A 20,249-nucleotide genomic window follows, 5' to 3' on the forward strand; every position below is an offset into this window, starting at 1 on the left:
ACCCAGAACCCATCATTGTACACTAACTGAAAATGATTATCAATGGTTATTTACTTTGTTTAAAAAGAAATCGATGAGTTTAAAGCAGACCCGCTTTTTTGGCGCCGGTTTCAATGATTTCAAGCGCTTTATCGAGCTCTTCTTTCGAATGCTGGGCAGTCATGATCGTTCTGATCCGCGCTTTGCCTTTCGGGACGGTCGGAAATACAATGGCCTGCGCAAATAAACCGAGCTCGAAAAGCGTGTTTGAAAAGCGGCATGCTTCGGCTTCATCACCGATCAAAATCGGCGTGATCGGCGTTTCGCTCTTAATCAGCGGAAGGCCGATTTTTTCAAGCTCTTTTTTGAAGTACGAAGTATTGTCCCAAAGTTTTTTAATCAATGAAGGTTCCTCCATCAGCACATTGACCGCTTCAATGCATGCCGCAGTGACGGCCGGCGGATGGGAAGTACTGAAGAGAAACGGTCTGCCTTTATGCTTTAAATAGTCGATCAGCACCTTGGAACCGGCCGCATAGCCTCCTAAAACACCGATCGCCTTGCTGAGCGTGCCGACTTGAATGTGAACCTTCCCGTCCAGCCCGAAATGGTGAACCGTTCCGCGCCCGTTCTCGCCGAGAACGCCGGATGCGTGCGCATCGTCGACCATGACAAATGCGTCATACTGTTCAGCGAGCCGGACAATTTCGGGCAGCGGCGCGATGTCTCCGTCCATCGAAAACACGCCGTCTGTAACGATAAGCCGCATTCTGTAATTCATTGATTTTTTCAAAATCTTTTCTAAATCTTCCATATCCGCATGCTGATATACTTTTTTGCCCGCTTTGGTAAGTCTGATGCCGTCAATGATGGAAGCATGGTTTAATTCGTCTGAGATGACGATATCATCTTTTGTGAGGATGCTTGAAAGAATGCCTTGATTTGCGGTGAAACCGGACTGGAATACGAGTGCAGCTTCAGTGTTTTTAAATGAAGCGAGCTTCTGTTCAAGCTCATCATGCATGGTGAATGTGCCGGCTATTGTCCGAACCGATCCCGTTCCAGCACCGTACCGTTTGACCGCCTCTTCGGCCGCTTTCTGGAGACGCGGATGAGACGTCAACCCGAGATAGTTATTGGATGAAAGCTGAATGATGTCTTTTCCTTTCATTTTGACAGTTGATCCTTGCAGCGATTCGATGATCGGCAGTTCCTGAAAAGTTCCGTTTTCTTTCATTGTATCAAGCTCGGAAGCTAAAAAATTAAATTCTTTCATATCCATCTCTCCTTTCACGGTATCAATACGACTTTTCCGCATTGCCCTTTTCTCATCAGTTCAAAGCCTTTTTCAAACTCTTCCATCGGGAAACGGTGGGTGATGACAGGCTTGATTTGAATCGTACCGGACTGAAGAAGACCGCTGACCTGCCTCCACGTTTCAAACATTTTGCGGCCGGTTATTCCCTGAACCGTCAATCCTTTAAAGACGATATCATTTGTCATGTCGATGCATACGGGATGCTCAGGCAGACTTAAGACATGAACCCGCCCTCCGTTCGCAGCCATTTTTAAACTTTGGCGGATGGCCGTCGGATGGCCTGACATTTCGCAAACCAAGTCCGCTCCTTCACCGCCAGTTAAAGCGCTTACATTTTTGAGCGGATCTTCTTTTTCAACGGAGATGATATCGGTTGCCCCCATTTGCAATGCAAGGTCGAGCCTGTATTCGTTTTTATCGATGGCGATCACCTGTGATGCGCCTGACGCTTTTGCAACTGCCACGGCCATCAATCCGATCGGTCCGCAGCCGACGACAGCGACTTTCACTCCGGCCGTCATTCCCGTCAGAACCGTATGCACGGCATTTCCGAGCGGTTCTTGAATAGAAGCGAGATCCTCAGGCATGCCGGCCGGGTTTTTCCAAATGTTTGCGGCAGGCACTTTGACATATTCGGCAAAACAGCCGTCTGTATCGACACCGAGAATCAGCGTTTTTCTGCAGACATGCTCTTTTCCGGTCAAACACGGCAGGCACTTTCCGCAAACGATGTGCGTTTCTGCCGAAACATACTCCCCTTCTTGTACCGCAGTCACATTTTCCCCCACTAGAACAACCTCGCCGGAAAATTCGTGGCCAAACACATAAGGCGGTTTCACCCTGCTTTTCGCCCATTCATCCCAATTATAAATATGGACATCGGTTCCGCAAATCGATGCGGCTTTGACTTTGATCAGCACCTCGTGTTTGTCGATCTTCGGTATCGGGACGAGCTCGAAGCTTGCGCCCGGCTCCCCCGGCTTCTTGATAAGCGCTTTCATATTTCCGTCCAAGATGAACAGACCCCCTTTGCAAAATCGCTTTACAAAAGGATTGTAGCACGATAATTCATATTGGTAAACACCTGTGTCTTTCTGAGAAAAACAGATGAACACCCTCTGAAAAATGCATGATATTTTTTTAAAATGGGATGCGGCTGAAGAAATTTTGAAAGAGAAATCCGTCGACTTGACTTGGTGTATATGAGCGCTGCAGCGCTTCGATCAGATTCCCGTAATCTTTGTGGGCTTCCAGACCCGGAATGACCCGGTCGATGCCGTCAAAATCAGATCCGAATCCGATATGCCGCTCGCCTCCCAAAGAGCAGACATGGTCAATATGCGAGAGGATATCTTTGATCACAGGCGTTTTTCCGTTTCTCACGAATTCAGGGACAAATGTCAAGCCGATGACGCCATTCTTTTCAATAAGCGCTTTGATTTGATCGTCTTTTAAATTTCTCGGATGAGGGCAAAGGCTGTGCGCATTCGAATGAGAGGCGATCGGATACGCCACCGTTTCAACCGCATCCCAAAAGCTTTTCTCGGATAAATGGGAGAGATCGGTCCATGCCCGGTTTTTGTTCGCCTTGCGAATCAGCCTTTCCCCGTATGAAGTCAAACCTGCGTTTCTTTCTTCTAAAGCGCCGTCTGCGAACGTATTGGCCCAGTTCCACGTCAGGCCGAAACTTCTGACTCCGAGCTGAAAAAAGATGTCAAACAGCCTTAAGCTTTTTGAGATCGGCTCACAGCCTTCCATCGTTAGAATGATGCCGGTTTCATCGCTTTTGAGTTTGTCGATATCGGCTTTATGTTTGATCAGTTTGATCCGCTTGTACTTTGCAATTTTTTCGTGAAACAGCCGGATCTGGACGAGCGCCATTTCAAGCCTTATTGTATCAGGTACAGTTTCGGGCAGAAAAATCGCCAGACACTGCACTTTCGCCTTTCCGTTTAACAGCGCCTGAACCGGCGTTTGCAGCGACGGGTCGCTGTATTCATTAAGCTTCGGATTTTTCCAAAGCTTCAGCAGCAAATCAGAATGGGCATCAAAAATTTTCACGTTCATCCTCTCCCGGCTGCATTTTTCAAAAACGGTCAAACCAAAAACAACCCGCTTACGTGAAAGTAAGCAGGTTGAAGCATTTGAAAAAGAGTGATTTTTCTATCAGCGAGGCTCTACGATTAGCTTAATCGCTGTTCGTTCTTCACCGTCAATTTGAATGTCCGTAAACGCCGGAATGCAAATCAGATCGACACCGCTCGGCGCTACAAATCCCCGTGCAATCGCTACCGCTTTAACAGCCTGATTTAATGCTCCGGCTCCGATTGCTTGAATTTCTGCAGCTCCTCGTTCCCTCAAGACTCCTGCGAGCGCACCTGCGACCGAGTTTGGATTTGATTTTGCTGAAACCTTTAATATTTCCATTCCTGCTCCCCCTTAAGTTTACAATGGATAAGTGAGTGTTCATTAGAACAATCATTATTAGATGTTGCTATTTTCAAAGCCATCCCCTTTTAATTGCTTTTCAAAAATAGCAGGGTACCTTCCATTTTTACTATATTCACTATAGGACCGGGATATTCCTGCTTTCCTTTTAATATTTTTCTAAAATGATTTTCAGTTCAGTTATTCAAAAAACATGTGGTCATCATTAATTAATATCCGGTCAATTTTAACGGCTTTCTTGCTCTGTTCGTCGATGTCAATGACAACTCCGCTCAGTGTTGTGCGGCCTTCGGCAATTTCAAAACGGACGGGCAGGCTCGTTTTAAAACGCTTGATAATCGTCTCGCGGTCGACGCCGAGAATCCCGTCGTAAGGCCCTGTCATCCCCACGTCTGTTATATATGCCGTGCCTTTCGGAAGAATGCGGTTGTCGGCTGTCTGAACATGCGTGTGCGTTCCGACAACCGCTGACACGCGGCCGTCCGTATACCAGCCGATCGCCTGCTTTTCGCTTGTCGCTTCGGCATGAAAATCGATAAAGATGAACGGTGTTCTTTTTGACGCTTCTTCTATTAATTCATCAGCTTTTCGAAAAGGGCAATCGATCGCAGGCAGAAATGTGCGGCCTTGCAAATTGATCACAGCCAGTTCCTTCGAACCGTTTGTTTTTATGTATGTGATGCCTTTTCCAGGCGTGCCTTCGGGAAAATTGGCGGGTCTGACGATCTGTGGCGCGTCATCAATAAAATCAAATATTTCCCTTTTATCCCATGTGTGGTTTCCCATTGTGAGAACGTCGGCTCCCGCTTGAATGAGCTGGTGGTATATTTTTTCGGTAATGCCTTTTCCGTGTGCCGCGTTTTCTCCGTTGACGATGACGGCGTTCGGTTTATATTTCAGCTTCAGCTTCGGCAAATAGGTTATGATCATGTCTCTGCCGGGCGAACCGACAACATCTCCAATAAATAAAATTCTCATAATTTGACCCTTTCTTTTTTAAAATAGGTTTTAATCATAGTGTTACACAAGGAAACAAAAAAATAAAGTGGCGCATTCGCACCACTTTATTTTGCGTATTCAACGGCTCTCGTTTCCCTGATTACGGTTACTTTGATGTGTCCAGGGTAGTCAAGCTCGTCCTCGATTCGTTTTCGAATATCACGCGCCAAACGATGGGCTTCAAGATCGTTGATTGAGTCAGGTTTGACCATGATCCGCACCTCTCGTCCCGCTTGTATCGCGAATGATTTTTCAACACCTTCGTACGATTCAGAGATTTCTTCCAGCTTTTCAAGCCTGCGAATATAGTTTTCGAGCGTTTCGCTTCTTGCGCCAGGTCTTGCGGCGGACAGCGCATCGGCTGCGGCCACGAGCACGGCGATGATGGAAGTCGGCTCCTGATCTCCGTGGTGAGATGCGATACTGTTGATGACAACTGGATGCTCTTTATACTTGGTGGCCAGTTCCACACCGATTTCAACGTGGCTTCCTTCCACCTCATGGTCAATCGCTTTCCCGATATCATGAAGAAGTCCTGCTCTTTTTGCGAGCGTCACGTCTTCTCCGAGCTCTGAAGCCATCAAGCCTGTCAGAAACGCCACTTCCATTGAATGTTTCAGTACATTCTGTCCGTAGCTCGTTCTGAACTTCAAGCGGCCGAGGATTTTGATTAAATCGGGATGAAGACCGTGAACTCCAACTTCAAATGTCGTCTGTTCACCCATTTCGCGAATGTAATCATCCACTTCACGGCGGGATTTCTCAACCATTTCTTCGATTCTGGCAGGATGAATGCGGCCATCCTGAACGAGTTTATCAAGAGCGATCCTGGCTGTTTCACGCCTGATCGGATCAAATCCTGAAAGGATAACGGCTTCCGGCGTATCGTCGATGATCAGATCGATACCCGTCAATGTTTCCAATGTACGGATATTACGTCCCTCACGTCCGATAATGCGGCCTTTCATCTCATCATTTGGAAGGTTGACAACCGAAACCGTTGTCTCGGCCACATGATCTGCCGCACAGCGCTGTAAAGCCAATGAAAGAATATTTTTCGCTTTTTTATCAGCCTCTTCTTTCGCTCGATTTTCACTTTCTTTCGTCATGATCGCGATGTCATGGGAAAGCTCGTTTTCAACCCGTTCCAGAATGATTTGCTTCGCTTCATCTCGCGTCAGACTTGAAATACGCTCCAACTCTGACTGCTGCATACGAATCATTTCATCCACTTTGCTTTCCATCTCTTCAATATGTTGTTGTCGTTCATTCAGAGAATGATCTTTCTTCTCCAACATCGCTTCCCGTTTATCTAATGATTCATCTTTTCGGTCAAGGTTCTCTTCCTTTTGAAGTAAACGGTTTTCTTGTTTTTGAAGCTCATTTCGTCTTTCACGAACTTCTTGTTCAGCTTCTATCCGAAGCGTATGAATCTCGTCCTTTGCTTCAAGAAGGGCTTCTTTTTTCAACGCTTCAGCATCCCGCTTTGCGTCTCCAAGAATTTGTTCGGCTGCATTTCGCGCACCTGAAATTTTTGCTTCGGCAATGATTTTACGAACATAGTAGCCAACAACTAAACAGAATAGGCTCAGCAAAATGGAGATGAGAATTGCTAAAGGATTCATAACTTTCACCTCCTCTTGCTATGAACTTGTCTTGCTAAAAGTAAGTGTCGGCATGTACATTGTACTTCTTCTCAACATACAGAACCTTCACAGGGAGTGAAGCGGCTTCACAGCCCTTGTCAAGTTTAAATGTTTATCAATCATGTTAAGAAAAACAAGTGATACAATTTCATTGTAATTGTGTGGGAAATACTTGTCAAGCTTACGGTCTTAACGTTTCTGGATTAAACGCCTTTTCAAACCGCCCGGATGAAGGAGATGGATAAAGGAGCTGCGTCTGAATGCGCAAATGAAAGGAAAAGGCTGCCGATCGGGCCGGCAGCCTTTCACATGTTTCATGATTAAAATTCGAGTTCTTCCTGAGCTTGGGCATCATCTTCCTGCGCAGGAGCAACGCCCCCGGTGTCCAAACCGTAGTGCTCCCGGATCTGCTCTTGAATCATCAAAAGGATGTCCTTGTTTTCTTTCAGGAACTGTTTGGCGTTTTCACGGCCTTGTCCAAGACGTTCCTCCTGATAAGAGTACCATGCACCGCTCTTCTGAACGATGTCAAGCTCTGTTCCGAGGTCGATGATTTCCCCTTCTTTTGAAATCCCTTCCCCGTACATAATGTCCACTTCGGCCGTCCGGAACGGAGGTGCCACTTTGTTTTTCACGACTTTGATTTTCGTCTTGTTCCCCATGACATCGTTGCCTTGTTTCAGCTGCTCTGCGCGGCGCACTTCAAGGCGGACAGAAGAGTAGAATTTCAGCGCTCTTCCGCCTGGTGTCGTCTCAGGATTTCCAAACATGACACCGACTTTTTCACGAATCTGGTTAATAAAGATCGCGATGGTCTTTGATTTATTGATTGCTCCGGAAAGCTTACGAAGCGCCTGAGACATCAGTCTGGCCTGCAAACCAACGTGGGAATCCCCCATGTCTCCTTCGATTTCAGCTTTCGGCACAAGCGCTGCTACTGAGTCGATGACAACGATATCCACCGCTCCGCTTCTGACAAGAGCTTCGGCGATTTCGAGTGCCTGCTCGCCCGTATCAGGCTGTGACAGCAAAAGCTCATCAATGTCGACGCCCAGCTTTTGTGCATAGACGGGGTCGAGCGCGTGTTCGGCGTCGATGAACGCCGCCTGTCCGCCCTGCTGCTGAACTTCGGCAATCGCATGAAGCGCCACCGTCGTTTTACCGGAGCTTTCAGGCCCGTATACTTCAATAATCCGGCCGCGCGGGTATCCGCCCACTCCAAGAGCCGTGTCGAGCGCTAAAGAACCGCTCGGAACTGTTGAAATTCTCGTTTCAGTTTGTTCGCCGAGTTTCATAATCGAACCTTTACCAAACTGCTTTTCTATTTGTTTAAGCGCCATATCTAAGGCTGCCTGACGATCACTCATTCTATTTTCCTCCTTTATCACTTCCGCTATATCTACTATACCTTGTTTGCACGGATTTGCCAAGAAAAAAGCGAACGCATATTCGATTTTTTTAAGAGGAAAAAATCGATCTCCTAAAATGGAATGACCTTTTTCATAATAAAGATATTCCGAAAATCCGGTTTCCGCTTATTTTTCCATCATTTTCAGCAACAGATGGCAGCCGTATTTGGCAGAACGCTTTCGCACCGCAGACCTCGATCCGGCGAACTGAAATTCGAACGCTTCTTCGGCCTGGTCCTTCACGGAGATGCCGATAAACACCTTTCCTGCCGGATGGCCTTCTTGCGTATTCGGCCCGGCTACTCCAGTAAAGCTGATGCCGATATCGCTTCCTGTTTTGACTCTGATGCCTGCGGCGAGCTCTTTTGCGCATTGCGCGCTGACCGCACCGTAGCGCTGCAGCGTGTCTTCGGCAACGCCGGCCGCTGACACTTTCAATTCGTTTGTGTAGCAGACGGCGCCGCCTTTAAAATATTCCGAAGCGCCGCTCATTTCCGTCAGCCAGGTGGAAAAAAGCCCGCCTGTAAAGCTTTCCGCAGCGGCCAGGGTCATTCCCTTGCTCCTGCATGCTTTCGCAAGCTCTTCTGCAAGAGATGTATCATCATATCCGTAAAAGAACTCTCCGACCCGCTCCAGGATGAGGTCTTCCGTTTCTTTTAACAAGCGGTTTGTCTCCGCCGGATCCGCATGCTTTGCCGTGAGCCTGAGCGTGACTTCCCCGTCTGCCGCAAGCGGAGCGATTGTCGGATTAGTCTGCGCATCGATGAGATCTTCCAAATCGGTTTCAAGCTGGGATTCTCCGATGCCGAAGAACCGCAGTACCCTTGACACGATCTTTTCCTTCGAGCCGAGCTTTTCCAAAAGCAGCGGTTTCGCTTCGTTTTCAAACATCGGCTCCAGCTCTTTCGGAGGTCCCGGCAGGAGCATATAAAAGCGCGATTCATGCTCAAGCAGCATTCCCGGCGCCATCCCGAAGCGGTTCGGCAAAACATCGGATCCTTCGAGGATCAGCGCCTGTTTGCGGTTGTTCGGCGACATCTCCCGGTTCGTTTTTTTGAAGTAATCCTGAATCGATTCGAAGGCTTCATCGTCGAGCTGAAGAGGGCGCCCGACAACTTCAGCGATCGTTTCTTTTGTCAAATCATCTTTCGTCGGTCCGAGGCCTCCCGAAAAAATGATGAAGTCAGACCTTTGCTGTGCTGTCTGAATCACTTGTTTAAGGCGTTCCGGGTTGTCTCCCACCGCCGTGTGATAAAAGACGTTAATGCCGATTTCGGCTAAATGCCTGCTGATAAACTGAGCATTTGTATTAGCGATTTGTCCGAGCAGAAGCTCAGAACCGACAGCGATAATTTCCGCTTTTCTTTCCAACTTCATTGTTTCCACTTCCCCACGTTTAGTTCGATGTTTTTAAAGCATCCCAGTTTTTAGCGAAATAATCCCATCCTGATACGACTGTGAAAAAGACAGCCACCCATAAAGCAAGCGAGCCGAACGGGAAGGATACAAGCTCAAATGGAAGATTGTGAAGCAAAAGGGCAGAGATCGCGATGATCTGAGCCCATGTTTTCACTTTTCCAAGCATGTTGGCCGCGACGACTTCCCCTGTTCCCGCAAGGACGAGCCGCAGTCCCGTTACGGCAAATTCCCGGCTGATAATGACAATGGCCATCCAGGCCGGAGCAAGATGGTAATGCACCAGAATAATTAAAGCGGAAGACACGAGCAGCTTGTCTGCAAGCGGGTCAAGAAATTTTCCAAAGTTTGTGACAAGGTTCAGCTTTCTCGCATAATAGCCGTCAACCCAATCGGTGACAGAAGCAAAAATAAACAACAGTGCGCCGATCAAATGGGTGACCGGAATCGACTCGCTGCCAAAGGAGACAGCCCCCCACTGAAACGGCACAAGCATGATGACCATAAAAACAGGAATTAATGCGATTCTAGAAAGCGTGATTTTATTCGGTAGATTAAACATAAAGGTTCCTCCAGATATGTATGTTTTCCTATTGATGATGAACGCAAGAAAAAGTCATCTGTGCAATTAAGATGACTTTTCCTCCTTTTTATTTTGAATCGTTATGTTTTGTGTCATCACAGTCTTAGGATCGAGCTTGTAAGAAAGAACTTCTCCGTTGATTTTAATTTCAACGCCCGGCGCATATCCGATCCGCAAATCAATTTGCGATTGATCGGTAATATTCTTTTGAAAGGTTTCTCCTTTTTTCATCATTCCTTCTTTGAGGGAGCTTCCTTTCTCGTCGCGCACCCTGACCCATGAGTTTGCGCTTGCCTTTACTTCAAGCTCCAGCTTGTCGGATCCTGATACTTCATAAGTTGTGGAAGAGCCTTCGCTTGAGGTCGCTTTCATGGTCAGCTTGTCGTTCTCATCAGACTGCTGATCCTTTTTTTCTTTGTCGCCTTCAGCGCTGTCTTTCTGCGCATCCGTGTTCTGTTGATTTCCCTTTGTCAGCGGGGAATCTTTTGAGACGTCATACTTGCTTTGCGATTCCTCTGTCTTAGGCTCTTCAGCCTGCTGGTTGCCTCCGCCGTTTACAGCCTGAACGATGACGTAAATGATCGCGATCACAACGATAACGCCGGCTGCCACAAGCAGGGTAGGCAAAAGTTCAAGCGCTTTTGAGGCAGACTTGGGCAGCTCTCTCTGCGGCTTGATTGAAGAAAGCTTCTCAGAAACCTCATCATTGTAAGAATTAGGGATATCTTTTTTAAACTCTTCAAACAAGAGCTCCGAGTCGAGGCCGACAGCTTCGGCGTACTGCTTGATAAAAGCCCGCACATAAAATTTTCCCGGAATGATATCATAGTTTCCTTCTTCAAGGGCTGTTAAATACCTTTTTTGGATCTTTGTGGCCGCCTGAAGATCGTCCAATGACATCCCTTTTTCCTCTCTGGCTTCTTTCAGCCGATTTCCTAGTTCAGTCACAACAAACACCTTCCATTTTAAAAATCAAAGCCGGAAAAACCTGAATGGTCAAACATCTGCGGTTCTTCAGCATGTTCATATGTAATCACCTCATCGGGGCTGTTACGCAATTCGATGATGTAATCAAAATCGTCCATCGTATATTCCGTATTTTGCACGAAAATGTCCGGATGCTCGACAACTTTGGTCGCCGGCAGCCGCATGATCTCACTGACGAGCTGCAAATGGCGTTCAGATCCTCTTCTCGTCGACACAATGCCGTCCAAAATGAAAACATTCTCCGGACTGTACTCATCGGCAATCAGCTGGCTTCTGATCGTTTGCTTCAGCAGTGTCGAAGAAACAAAAAGCCATCTTTTGCTTGCACAGACGCTTGAAGCGACAATTGATTCCGTCTTGCCGACGCGGGGCATTCCCCTGATCCCGATCAGCTTGTGCCCGTCTTTTTTAAACAGCTCAGCCATAAAATCGACAAGCAAGCCAAGCTCGTCGCGTTCAAACCGGAACGTTTTTTTATCGTCCGCATCCCGCTGGATGTAGCGGCCGTGCCTTACAGCGAGACGATCGCGAAGCTTCGGCTCGCGGAGCTTCGTCACTTTAATCGTATCCATTGTGTTCAGAATCGATTCCAGTCGCTTAATCTGATCTATATGACGGCATTTTAACAAGAGGCCTCTTCTTTGAGTATCGACGCCGTTAATGGTCACAATATTAATTGAAAGCATCCCCAATAAAGAGGATATATCTCCCAGAAGTCCGGGACGGTTGACTTGTATTTCATATTCTAAGTACCATTCGAGCTTTGCCAAATGATAACCTCCCTACCCATCATCGTGGCAAAAATTTACCTTCCTTTATCATAAAGCATTTTGTCTCAATTAGAAAGCAGAATGTTGTGATTAAATGAGAAAAACGTCCGTTTCCCATAATCGGGAAAAACCTGCTGTAACGGCGCCTGGATGATGTTTACCCTATCGGGGCGGAAAGCAAACAACAAAAGCGGTGGCGCTGACAAAGCCGCGCCTATAAAAAAGAGAGAGTGAACACACTCTCTCCTTAATGCGAGCTGTTGTTTTCAACAAGCTTAACCATCACATTCGCAATGGCGCGCTGCTCTTCTTCTGAAGCCACGCTCCAAAGGTCGGCGAGCACTCGTTCTTGATGGTTCTTTGAATCAACCTCACCGGCCAAATAATCGCCGATCTCATATGCGAGATCTGAGATGGTTTCGTTTGACATTCCTCTTTCTTGGGCATAGTTCAAACGGTCGCCCAAAAAGTTTTTCCACTGATCCCAATTATCCAGTACGGACATATCAGGCCCCTCCATTCTCTTGAAGTTACAGCCTTATTATGATCTGGGGGACCGCAAACTATACATGTTTTTAACAATGCCAGCCGCCATTAACTGACAAAATTTGACCCGTGATATAAGATGCCTTAGCAGAGAGCAGAAACAGCACGGCGTCCGCAACCTCTTCGGCTTCGGCGAGCCTTCCCATCGGAATCTCGTCGGCGATCATCTCTTCTTCCTCTTTTGAAAACGAGCCCATCATCTTTGTTTTCACAGCGCCCGGAGAAACGGCGTTGACTCTGATGCCGCTAGGCGCAAGCTCTTTTGCAAGGGCTTTGACAAACACATTTTGCGCGCCTTTTGTCATGCTGTATAAAACTTCGCACGACGCCCCTGTTTCACCCCAAATGGAGCTGACGGCTACAATTGCGCCGGATTTTTTCCTGATCATCGCCGGCAGCAGATTCCTCGTCAGCAGAAACGGGCTTGAGACATGGAGCTGCACCATGTCCTGCACAGCCTCATCGGTCATGTCTGTCACAAGCCCGCGGAAACTTTGACCGCTGTTTAAGACGATGCCGTCAAGCGCCCGCCCGCCGATGGAAGCGGAAACGGCTTTTGCGCCGCCGGGGTCGGACAGGTCGCCGTGAATGATTTCGGCGTGAATGCCGTATGTATGTGACAACCTTTCTGCAAGTGCTGCGGCTGCCTGCTCATTTGTATGGTAATGGAGGAGAAGATCATACCCGTTTTGCGCCAGCTTTTCGCTGATGCTTTGCCCGATTCCGCCGCTTGCACCGGTGATAAGAGCGAGTTTTGTCATACTATGTTTCCACCTTTCCGTTAAAAAGAAGAAAGGTTCAGCGTGCGTCGGAAAATGTCCTGACACGCTGAACTTTCAAACCTTGCTTTATGATTTTGGAACGACTTTGCAGACGGTGATTCTGTCTTCTTCGATTTCTTCCTGAATGACGCGGTGAACGTCTTCAAGCGTAATCGATTCGAGTACGGTCACGATATCAAACAGACTCGTCTCCAGAAAAGCGTACCGTGTAAACTGGTTGGCGATATACTCAGGCGAATTCATCGATTTTAAGAAATTGCCGATTTTTTTCTTTCTAGCCAGCTCCAGCTTTTCGGCTGTGACCGTTTCTTTCGCCTTGAACAGCACTTGTTTCAGCTCCTCGGCAAGCTTGTCGGGCTCAGGCGTATCGCCGCCGACAGAGACGAAGCCAAATCCGTGTTCTTCAGTATAGTCATAGCTGAATGTCTCATCGATATACCCTTTTTCATAAATTCTTTCATAATCGCTGGAGCTTTTGCCGAACAGGCACTCTAGGATGAGGTTGATAGTCAGCTCATGCTTCAGCAGGGCTTCTCCCGTATTCGTCGGATGAGCGCTTTTTAAACCGACGAGGCATTTTGAGCTTTGAACATTCATTTTAATTTCCTGTTCTTTTTTGAATACGGCTCCAGGCTCTTTAACTTCTTTGCGGACGATTTCAGGCTGGTCTGTATACGGCTTTTTCTGCTGGTTTTCGCGGACCTGGCGGATGATCGCTTCGGGATCGACCGGACCGACGACAAACAGCAGCATATTGCTCGGGTGATAGAACGTCTCATAGCATTCGTACAAAAGGTCTTTTGTAATATGCGAGATGCTTTCGATCGTGCCTGCGATATCAATCCGGACAGGATGCTCCTGGTACATGTTTTCGATCAAGCCGAAAAATAGACGCCAGTCTGGGTTGTCGTCATACATGTTGATTTCCTGTCCGATGATGCCTTTTTCCTTCTCAACCGTTTTTTCCGTAAAGTAAGGGTCCTGCACAAAATCGACGAGCGTTTCCAAGTTTTCTTCCACATTGGACGTGCTCGAAAACAGGTAAGCTGTTCTTGTGAAGGAGGTAAACGCATTTGCCGAAGCTCCCTGCTTGCTGAATTGCTGAAAAACATCGCCGTCTTCTTTTTCGAAGAGCTTATGCTCCAAAAAGTGTGCGATTCCGTCAGGCACACGGACCATTTCTTCTTTTCCAAGCGGGACAAACTGATTGTCAATCGATCCGTATTTTGTCGTAAAGACCGCATATGTCTTGTTAAATCCTTCTTTCGGAAGAACATAGACATCGAGACCGCCAGGCATTTTTTCGTAATATAATGTTTCCTTCAGCTGTTTAAATTCGATCGTTTTCGTCAAGATGCTCCCTCCGTCCCTTTGAGAAAGTACGTTGTATCCAAATCGATTTTCTTCCCGACTTCGATAATCTCGGCTTTTGTGACGTTGTCGATTCGTCCCAGCCAGTCTTCCAGAGAAAATTCGGTTTGGGCGGCAGCCTGCTGATAAATAAATTCGACTAAGCCGTACGGTGTATCAAGCGTTTCAAGAATCTGGTTTTTAATGACGGCTTTCGTCTGGTCGATCGCTTCTTCTGTAAAGCTGCCTTTTTTCATTTCCTGGAACTGCTCCTTGATGATGTCGACGGCTTTTTGATAATTGCCGACTTCAATCCCCGACATCACCATCAACAGCCCTTTAAAGCTTTCGATTCTGGAAGCCGCATAATAGGCAAGGCTGGCCTTTTCCCTGACATTAATAAACAGCTTTGAATGTGAAAATCCGCCAAACAATCCGTTAAACAGCTGAAGCGCCGGATAATCATCATCCGCAAAATGCGTTCCCGTCCGAAATCCCATGTTCAGCTTGCCTTGCTTGACATCCGCATCCTCGACGACTTCCTGAGGCTCCTTTGCGCGGATTTGCTCAAGCTTGGGAACGGGTCTCAGCTCCCGCTCGTTTACTTCGAAGTATTTGGAAATGTACGAATTCACCTGCTTTTCATCCACATCCCCAACGACGTAAATGTCGAGCTGGTCTTCTGTGACCGCTTTTTGATAAGCTTCATACAGGCTTTGAGGCGTGATGCCGTCCACATCATCAAGCTCTCCGTTGACGTGAAGCGCGTATGGCTCTTCTTTGCACATCACCTGAATCAGCCTCAAATTTGAATAGCGCATTTTGTCGTTATAAACCGCCTGTATTCTTTGCTTTAATGTGCGTTTTTCCTGAGACACGTACAGCGGCAGAAAGGCCCCGTCTTCAAGCGCCGGCGAAAAAATGATCTCTGACAAAAGCTCGAGCCCTTTTTCCAGAAGCGGTGTCTGATCCTTTAAAAATTTTTCGTTTGCGATATCGAGCCTGAATGTAATGACATGCATTTCCCCTTTTTTGGAGAGGTCGCATGATACGGAAGTGCCGTAAAGTTCATCAAGATACGTTCTGAGTTCTGAAGTTTTGGGGCGGCTGCCCGTTCCCCGCAAAAGCACATGCGGAAAAAGCGCCCTCTCTGTCACATCCTCCTTTGTTAAAGGAGCAAGCATTTTAAAAATAATCGAGACGGTTTTGAATTTTTCCGTTTTGACGATGTGGCTTGTCAATCCGCGGTGCTTTCCTTTTATTTCGTTAAGGTATGTCATACTAGAACCTCCTTCGTCCTTGTTTATATTATGTATTATGACCACATTTCAGCATATGCGCTTGGACTGTATGGTTGTAATTATATCAACTGGAGGAGATTTAAGGAAACTAAAAACCTTATGAAAAAGACGGTGCAGATTTACACCGTCTTTGCCGCTTCACTTTCGTCTTCTTTCGGGTCGATATTAAACAGCACAAGTGCTAAGGCGGCTAAACCGCACAAAAGCGATACGATGAATATCAGCCAATCCGCATTTGTCATCATATAGGCGAATACCGGCGGTCCGAGCGCAACCCCGATAAACCGCATACTGTTGTAAAACGAAGATATCGTGCCGCGTTCTTCTTTTTCAATTCCCTCGGTAATCAGCGCATCCAAGGAAGGGAGTGCAATCCCGATGCCGATGCCGCCGATGGACATAAATAAAAACAACGGGTAAAAGCTGTGGTTCCACCACAAACCGGCAAACGACAGAGACAGCAGGACCATGCCGGTCAGTACGCAGGCCTTCATCCTGATTTTGTCGTTTCCGATCAGCTTTCCGGCAAGGTAGGAGCTGACGGAAAGGAAAAGCAGCGGAATGCTGAGAAGCGCTCCTTTTGCAATCCCGTCAATGTGATGCTGCTTCTCCAAAGTATCCGACAGGTAGAAGAGAACCCCGAATAAAAGAAACATAATGATCCCGCCGATGACAAAAATGGAAACAAGCCATCGTCCTTCCCGTTTAAATATCTCCTGTACGCTCTTGGCGAAGTTTTTTAATGTTTGCTTTTCATCATCTTTGTCCTTCGGTTTGGGAACAAAGAACAAGACGAGAAAAAAGCTGGCGAGAGACACGATCGGAATAAACCAAAATGGCATGTACCAAACCCAAGATGCTAAAAAAGCCCCTAATATCGGGCTTAATACTTTACCGGCAGTATTGGCCGTCTCTATATCTCCGAGTCCCGCGCTGATTTCTTCATCATTTTGAAAAAGATCGCCGATAAACGGCATGACGATCGGCGCTGCGCCGGCTGATCCGATTCCTTGAAGAACGCGCCCGGCTAAAATCATCGCAAACGGATCTTTGAAAAAAGTTGAAGCCAAACCCGCCAGAGCTCCTCCAGCTCCCGCGATCACAAGACATGGGAGCATGATCTTTTTTCTTCCGAACCGGTCTGACATATAGCCGGTAATCGGGATGCATAAAATCGCCACGATTGAGTAAACCGTGATGATCAGCGACACTTGGAACGAAGAAATGTTTAATTTTTTTTCGATCACCGGCAAAACCGGAATCAGCATCGAATTGCCGAGCGTCATCACAAGCGGGACCGAAGACAGCGCAACAATGCTTTTCATGTCTTTTTTTCTGCTCAACTTTTTCACCCAATTCATCAGTATTTCCATCTGTTATTGTTCCGTGATGCGGGCTTATTTATGTATGGGCGCTAATGGGCAAAAAAAACAGCCGCTCCTAATCGAGCGCCCGTATATCAAAAACGTTTTCTGACGACGTGAAATCTGAATTTATCGGCCCGAAAATAGTTTAAAGAATATAAAACGGGCTTATCGTTTTGGTCATAATGAGTCTGTTTGAGCAGCAGCAAAGATGTTTCAGGATCGCATTCGAGAATTTGAGAAATGGTGTCGTGATACCCGATCGGCACAATATCGGCAACAGCATAGCTGATCACGGCGCCGGATTTGTCCTCAAGCCATTCAAACATCGATTCCTGCTCGTGTGAAAAGCCTTCCGGGAGGATATCCACAGGTATTTTATCAAGACAGTAGACAACAGGCATTCCATTTGCCGTTCTCACCCGCTCAAGCAAAAAGATCTCGGTTTCTTCCGCATATTGAAACCGGAGCATATCTTCTTCGGTAGGAGCGCTAACCTGTGAAGACATAAAAATGGTTCCCGGCGTCATGCTTGCCTGCTCGATCATTTTTGTGACGCTGTTCAGCTGCTCAATACCAGATAGAAATAACGGTCTGGCATTTACAAAATGTCCGACTCCATGCCTTCTGATGATGACGTTTTCTTCTTCCAGCATTCTAAGCGCTTCTCGCAAAGCCGTTCTGCTCACACCAAGCATCTTTGACAGCTCAAACTCAGACGGGAGCCGTTCATTCTCGCAAAAGACCCCATTTTGAATATCATCTTTTATCCGATCAATCACTTTTAAACATAACCGTTGATTGTCAGCTTTTATCGACATGTTTTCCCTCCGTCTGACAGATCAGATTCAAATTACCTTTAATTGAGGATAACTATATCATGTTTTGTCAAATAAATAAATAGACGTTTTCTAGTTTACATAATGAAATTATGTAAAACAAGAACTCTCTTCTCAAGAAGAGAGTTCTTCGTATTGCTCTTTTGACAAGAGGACTTCACGGGGTTTTGAACCTTCATAAGGGCCGACGATTCCCCGCTCTTCCATGGCATCGATAAGCCGCGCCGCTCTTGTGTAGCCGATGCGGAATCTTCTTTGCAGCATGGACACGGACGCCGTCTGCATGCTGACGACAAGCGCAACCGCTTCGTCGTAAAGATCGTCTGTCACTTCGCTGACCGTTTCCTGCGTCTCTTCTGGAATCATTTCTTCTTGATATTGGGCTTTTTGCTGGCTGATGACGTGATCGACAACTTTTTCAACTTCTTCATCTGACAGGAAGGCCCCTTGGACGCGGAGCGGTTTGTTGGCGCCGACAGGCAGGAACAGCATGTCCCCTCTGCCGAGAAGTTTTTCAGCGCCTCCCATATCAAGAATCGTTCTGGAGTCGGTCTGCGACGATACGCTGAAAGCGATCCTTGACGGAATATTGGCTTTAATGACCCCTGTAATGACATCGACCGAAGGCCGCTGCGTCGCGATGATCAGATGGATTCCCGCCGCCCTGGCCATTTGCGAAAGCCTTGTGATCGAGTCTTCTACATCAGAGGAAGCGACCATCATCAAGTCGGCGAGCTCGTCCACGATCACAATGATGTATGGCAGCTCCGGCTGCTTTGCTTCTTCTGCGGCATTCATCCGTTTAATATAGTCGTTATACCCTTCGATGTTCCTCGTTCCCGTGTGAGAAAACAATTCGTAGCGCCGCTCCATTTCGTTGACGACTTTCTTCAAAGCCTGCGATGCTTTTTTCGGGTCTGTCACGACGGGCGCGAGCAAATGCGGAATCCCGTTGTAGACGTTGAGCTCGACCATTTTCGGGTCGATCATCATCATCTTCACTTCGTGGGGCTTTGCCCTCATCAAAATGCTTGTAATAATCCCGTTGACACAGACGCTTTTCCCGCTTCCTGTCGCTCCTGCAACAAGAAGATGGGGCATTTTGTTCAGCTCTGCCAATACAGCTTCTCCGGAAATGTTCCGGCCGAGGCCGATCATCAGCTTTGCATCCGGCCGGTCATTCAGTTTCGATTCGAGCACTTCTTTCAAGGAAACCATCGCGACTTCCGCATTCGGGACTTCGATTCCAATCGCCGATTTTCCGGGAATCGGGGCTTCGATGCGGATATCTTTGGCCGCGAGCGCAAGAGCCAGGTCATCACTTAAATTGACAATTTTGCTGACTTTGACGCCCACATCAGGGTAGACTTCATATTTCGTCACGGCCGGGCCGAGGTGAACCTGGGTGACTTTCGCCTTAACTCCGAAGCTTTGAAACGTCTTTTCCAGTTTCCTGGCATTGTCGTAAATATTCTTTTTATCCGCCTGCTGCCCTGTGTGCTTCGGCTCATCCAGCAATTGAATCGTCGGAAGCTGATAATCCTTGTTTTCAAGCTCTGTGAACGTGATCTCGGGCGCGGCTGCAGCCTGCATGTCCTCACCCGTATCAGGCTCAGGAGAATGCTCTGCAGGGGCAGGCGCCTGAGCTTCGTACGCTTGAACTTCGGGCTTTTCATCACGGTCGGAAAAGCTTGAAATAATCGGTTCTGACTGAATCACCGGATCTGGTTCAGGCTCCGCTTCTTGTACAGGCTCTTCAGACACTTTCGGTTTCCTCTGCGCCTTTTGTTTTTTTCCTGATTTCTTTTTGGGCGAGCTGCTTTTCAATTGTTTCATGTCTGCTAAAAAGGCCTGCCACTGGTTTTTAATGAAGGACGCGACCGGGGTCATCCATTTGATCAGCGTCTCCTGCAGCGAACGGTCCGTAATCAAAAGAAGGCCGATCAAGATCAGGAAGACGGCGATGATTTTAGACCCTGCAGATGCAAACAGAAAGTATGACGCCGCAAATAAAACGGCTCCAATCATTCCGCCTCCAAGATCAGGTGATCCTGTCTCGCCTTTTACATCCATCAGAAACAGCTCCCACGTATTTTGGATCACGCTCGGAGACTGAACGATTCCCCTTTCGGTCAAATGCTGAAACAGCTGGACATGGGAAAGAAGCAGCATGCTTGCGATGATGCAGTAAAGGCCCGCTTTTCTCCTCGTCAAAAAACTGGGTGTTTTCTTCTTCCAAAATAAAGACACGCCCGTTAAAAAGAGGCCGAGAAAGCAAAGGATGAACCATTCACCGGCGAAAAAGCGGAACATGTAAATGAACGTTTGCCCTGCTACGCCAAGCTGCAAAACCGCAATAATCGAGATGGCGATACAGATTAATCCGTACAATTCAAATTTAAGATGAATCCGTTTTTTTCCTTGTTTTTGTTTCTTTGTTGATTTTCGTTTTCTTTTTGCCATGTTCCATCACCTTACTGCGTGTTAAAAAATGTAAAAACAAAGAGAAAGC

The 20,249-nt window shown here is 47.2% G+C and carries 18 protein-coding genes; all 18 read right to left on the reverse strand.

Annotated features, from left to right (window positions below):
- Positions 1–79: 79 nt before the first annotated feature.
- On the reverse strand, positions 80–1,255 hold the full coding sequence (locus QMZ64_RS10190; protein WP_243940363.1) for a glycine C-acetyltransferase: 1,176 nt from the start codon (positions 1,253–1,255) through the stop codon (positions 80–82).
- A gap of 14 nt (positions 1,256–1,269) precedes the next feature.
- Positions 1,270–2,313: an L-threonine 3-dehydrogenase gene (gene tdh, locus QMZ64_RS10195; protein ID WP_243941156.1), complete on the reverse strand. Its 1,044-nt coding sequence runs from the start codon at positions 2,311–2,313 to the stop codon at positions 1,270–1,272.
- A gap of 124 nt (positions 2,314–2,437) precedes the next feature.
- Complete coding sequence (locus QMZ64_RS10200) at positions 2,438–3,358, reverse strand: dipeptidase (RefSeq protein WP_301441295.1); 921 nt, start codon at positions 3,356–3,358, stop codon at positions 2,438–2,440.
- A 105-nt stretch (positions 3,359–3,463) separates the two neighbouring features.
- Positions 3,464–3,724 (reverse strand): stage V sporulation protein SpoVS, encoded by a 261-nt coding sequence (spoVS, locus tag QMZ64_RS10205; protein WP_003181955.1) that lies wholly within the window; start codon positions 3,722–3,724, stop codon positions 3,464–3,466.
- 201 nt (positions 3,725–3,925) lie between these two features.
- Positions 3,926–4,723: a TIGR00282 family metallophosphoesterase gene (locus tag QMZ64_RS10210; RefSeq protein ID WP_243940361.1), complete on the reverse strand. Its 798-nt coding sequence runs from the start codon at positions 4,721–4,723 to the stop codon at positions 3,926–3,928.
- An 86-nt stretch (positions 4,724–4,809) separates the two neighbouring features.
- Complete coding sequence (rny, locus tag QMZ64_RS10215; protein WP_020451457.1) at positions 4,810–6,369, reverse strand: ribonuclease Y; 1,560 nt, start codon at positions 6,367–6,369, stop codon at positions 4,810–4,812.
- A gap of 341 nt (positions 6,370–6,710) precedes the next feature.
- Positions 6,711–7,757, reverse strand: coding sequence for a recombinase RecA (gene recA / locus QMZ64_RS10220; RefSeq protein WP_043926427.1), 1,047 nt, complete (start codon positions 7,755–7,757; stop codon positions 6,711–6,713).
- A gap of 168 nt (positions 7,758–7,925) precedes the next feature.
- Positions 7,926–9,176 (reverse strand): competence/damage-inducible protein A, encoded by a 1,251-nt coding sequence (locus QMZ64_RS10225; protein ID WP_265627039.1) that lies wholly within the window; start codon positions 9,174–9,176, stop codon positions 7,926–7,928.
- A gap of 19 nt (positions 9,177–9,195) precedes the next feature.
- The gene (gene pgsA, locus QMZ64_RS10230) at positions 9,196–9,777 is read right to left on the reverse strand and encodes a CDP-diacylglycerol--glycerol-3-phosphate 3-phosphatidyltransferase (protein ID WP_003181921.1); all 582 of its coding nucleotides are present in this window, start codon (positions 9,775–9,777) and stop codon (positions 9,196–9,198) included.
- A 66-nt stretch (positions 9,778–9,843) separates the two neighbouring features.
- Complete coding sequence (locus QMZ64_RS10235; RefSeq protein ID WP_301441296.1) at positions 9,844–10,746, reverse strand: helix-turn-helix domain-containing protein; 903 nt, start codon at positions 10,744–10,746, stop codon at positions 9,844–9,846.
- A 17-nt stretch (positions 10,747–10,763) separates the two neighbouring features.
- Complete coding sequence (locus QMZ64_RS10240; RefSeq protein ID WP_003181917.1) at positions 10,764–11,555, reverse strand: YmfK family protein; 792 nt, start codon at positions 11,553–11,555, stop codon at positions 10,764–10,766.
- Positions 11,556–11,802: 247 nt separating this feature from the next.
- A complete protein-coding gene (locus QMZ64_RS10245) occupies positions 11,803–12,060 on the reverse strand; it encodes a DUF3243 domain-containing protein (protein ID WP_075752761.1) in 258 nt (85 codons plus the stop codon).
- A 70-nt stretch (positions 12,061–12,130) separates the two neighbouring features.
- A complete protein-coding gene (gene ymfI / locus QMZ64_RS10250) occupies positions 12,131–12,862 on the reverse strand; it encodes an elongation factor P 5-aminopentanone reductase (protein WP_075752763.1) in 732 nt (243 codons plus the stop codon).
- An 87-nt stretch (positions 12,863–12,949) separates the two neighbouring features.
- Entirely contained in the window at positions 12,950–14,236 is a 1,287-nt protein-coding gene (yfmH, locus tag QMZ64_RS10255) for an EF-P 5-aminopentanol modification-associated protein YfmH (RefSeq protein WP_243940356.1), read from the reverse strand.
- Positions 14,233–15,513 carry an EF-P 5-aminopentanol modification-associated protein YfmF gene (yfmF, locus tag QMZ64_RS10260; protein WP_301441297.1) on the reverse strand — a complete coding sequence of 427 codons (1,281 nt, stop codon included), beginning with the start codon at positions 15,511–15,513 and terminating at the stop codon, positions 14,233–14,235. Before yfmF ends, yfmH begins: the two co-directional genes overlap by 4 nt.
- A 140-nt stretch (positions 15,514–15,653) precedes the next feature.
- The gene (gene bcbE / locus QMZ64_RS10265; RefSeq protein ID WP_243940352.1) at positions 15,654–16,859 is read right to left on the reverse strand and encodes a bacillibactin exporter BcbE; all 1,206 of its coding nucleotides are present in this window, start codon (positions 16,857–16,859) and stop codon (positions 15,654–15,656) included.
- Positions 16,860–16,993: 134 nt separating this feature from the next.
- Positions 16,994–17,719, reverse strand: coding sequence for a GntR family transcriptional regulator (locus QMZ64_RS10270; RefSeq protein WP_243940350.1), 726 nt, complete (start codon positions 17,717–17,719; stop codon positions 16,994–16,996).
- A 132-nt stretch (positions 17,720–17,851) separates the two neighbouring features.
- The gene (locus QMZ64_RS10275) at positions 17,852–20,200 is read right to left on the reverse strand and encodes a DNA translocase FtsK (RefSeq protein ID WP_265627042.1); all 2,349 of its coding nucleotides are present in this window, start codon (positions 20,198–20,200) and stop codon (positions 17,852–17,854) included.
- Between the last annotated feature and the right edge of the window lie 49 nt (positions 20,201–20,249).

The sequence above is a fragment of the Bacillus sp. LB7 genome (genome assembly GCF_030449715.1).
GTDB lineage: Bacteria > Bacillota > Bacilli > Bacillales > Bacillaceae > Bacillus > Bacillus paralicheniformis.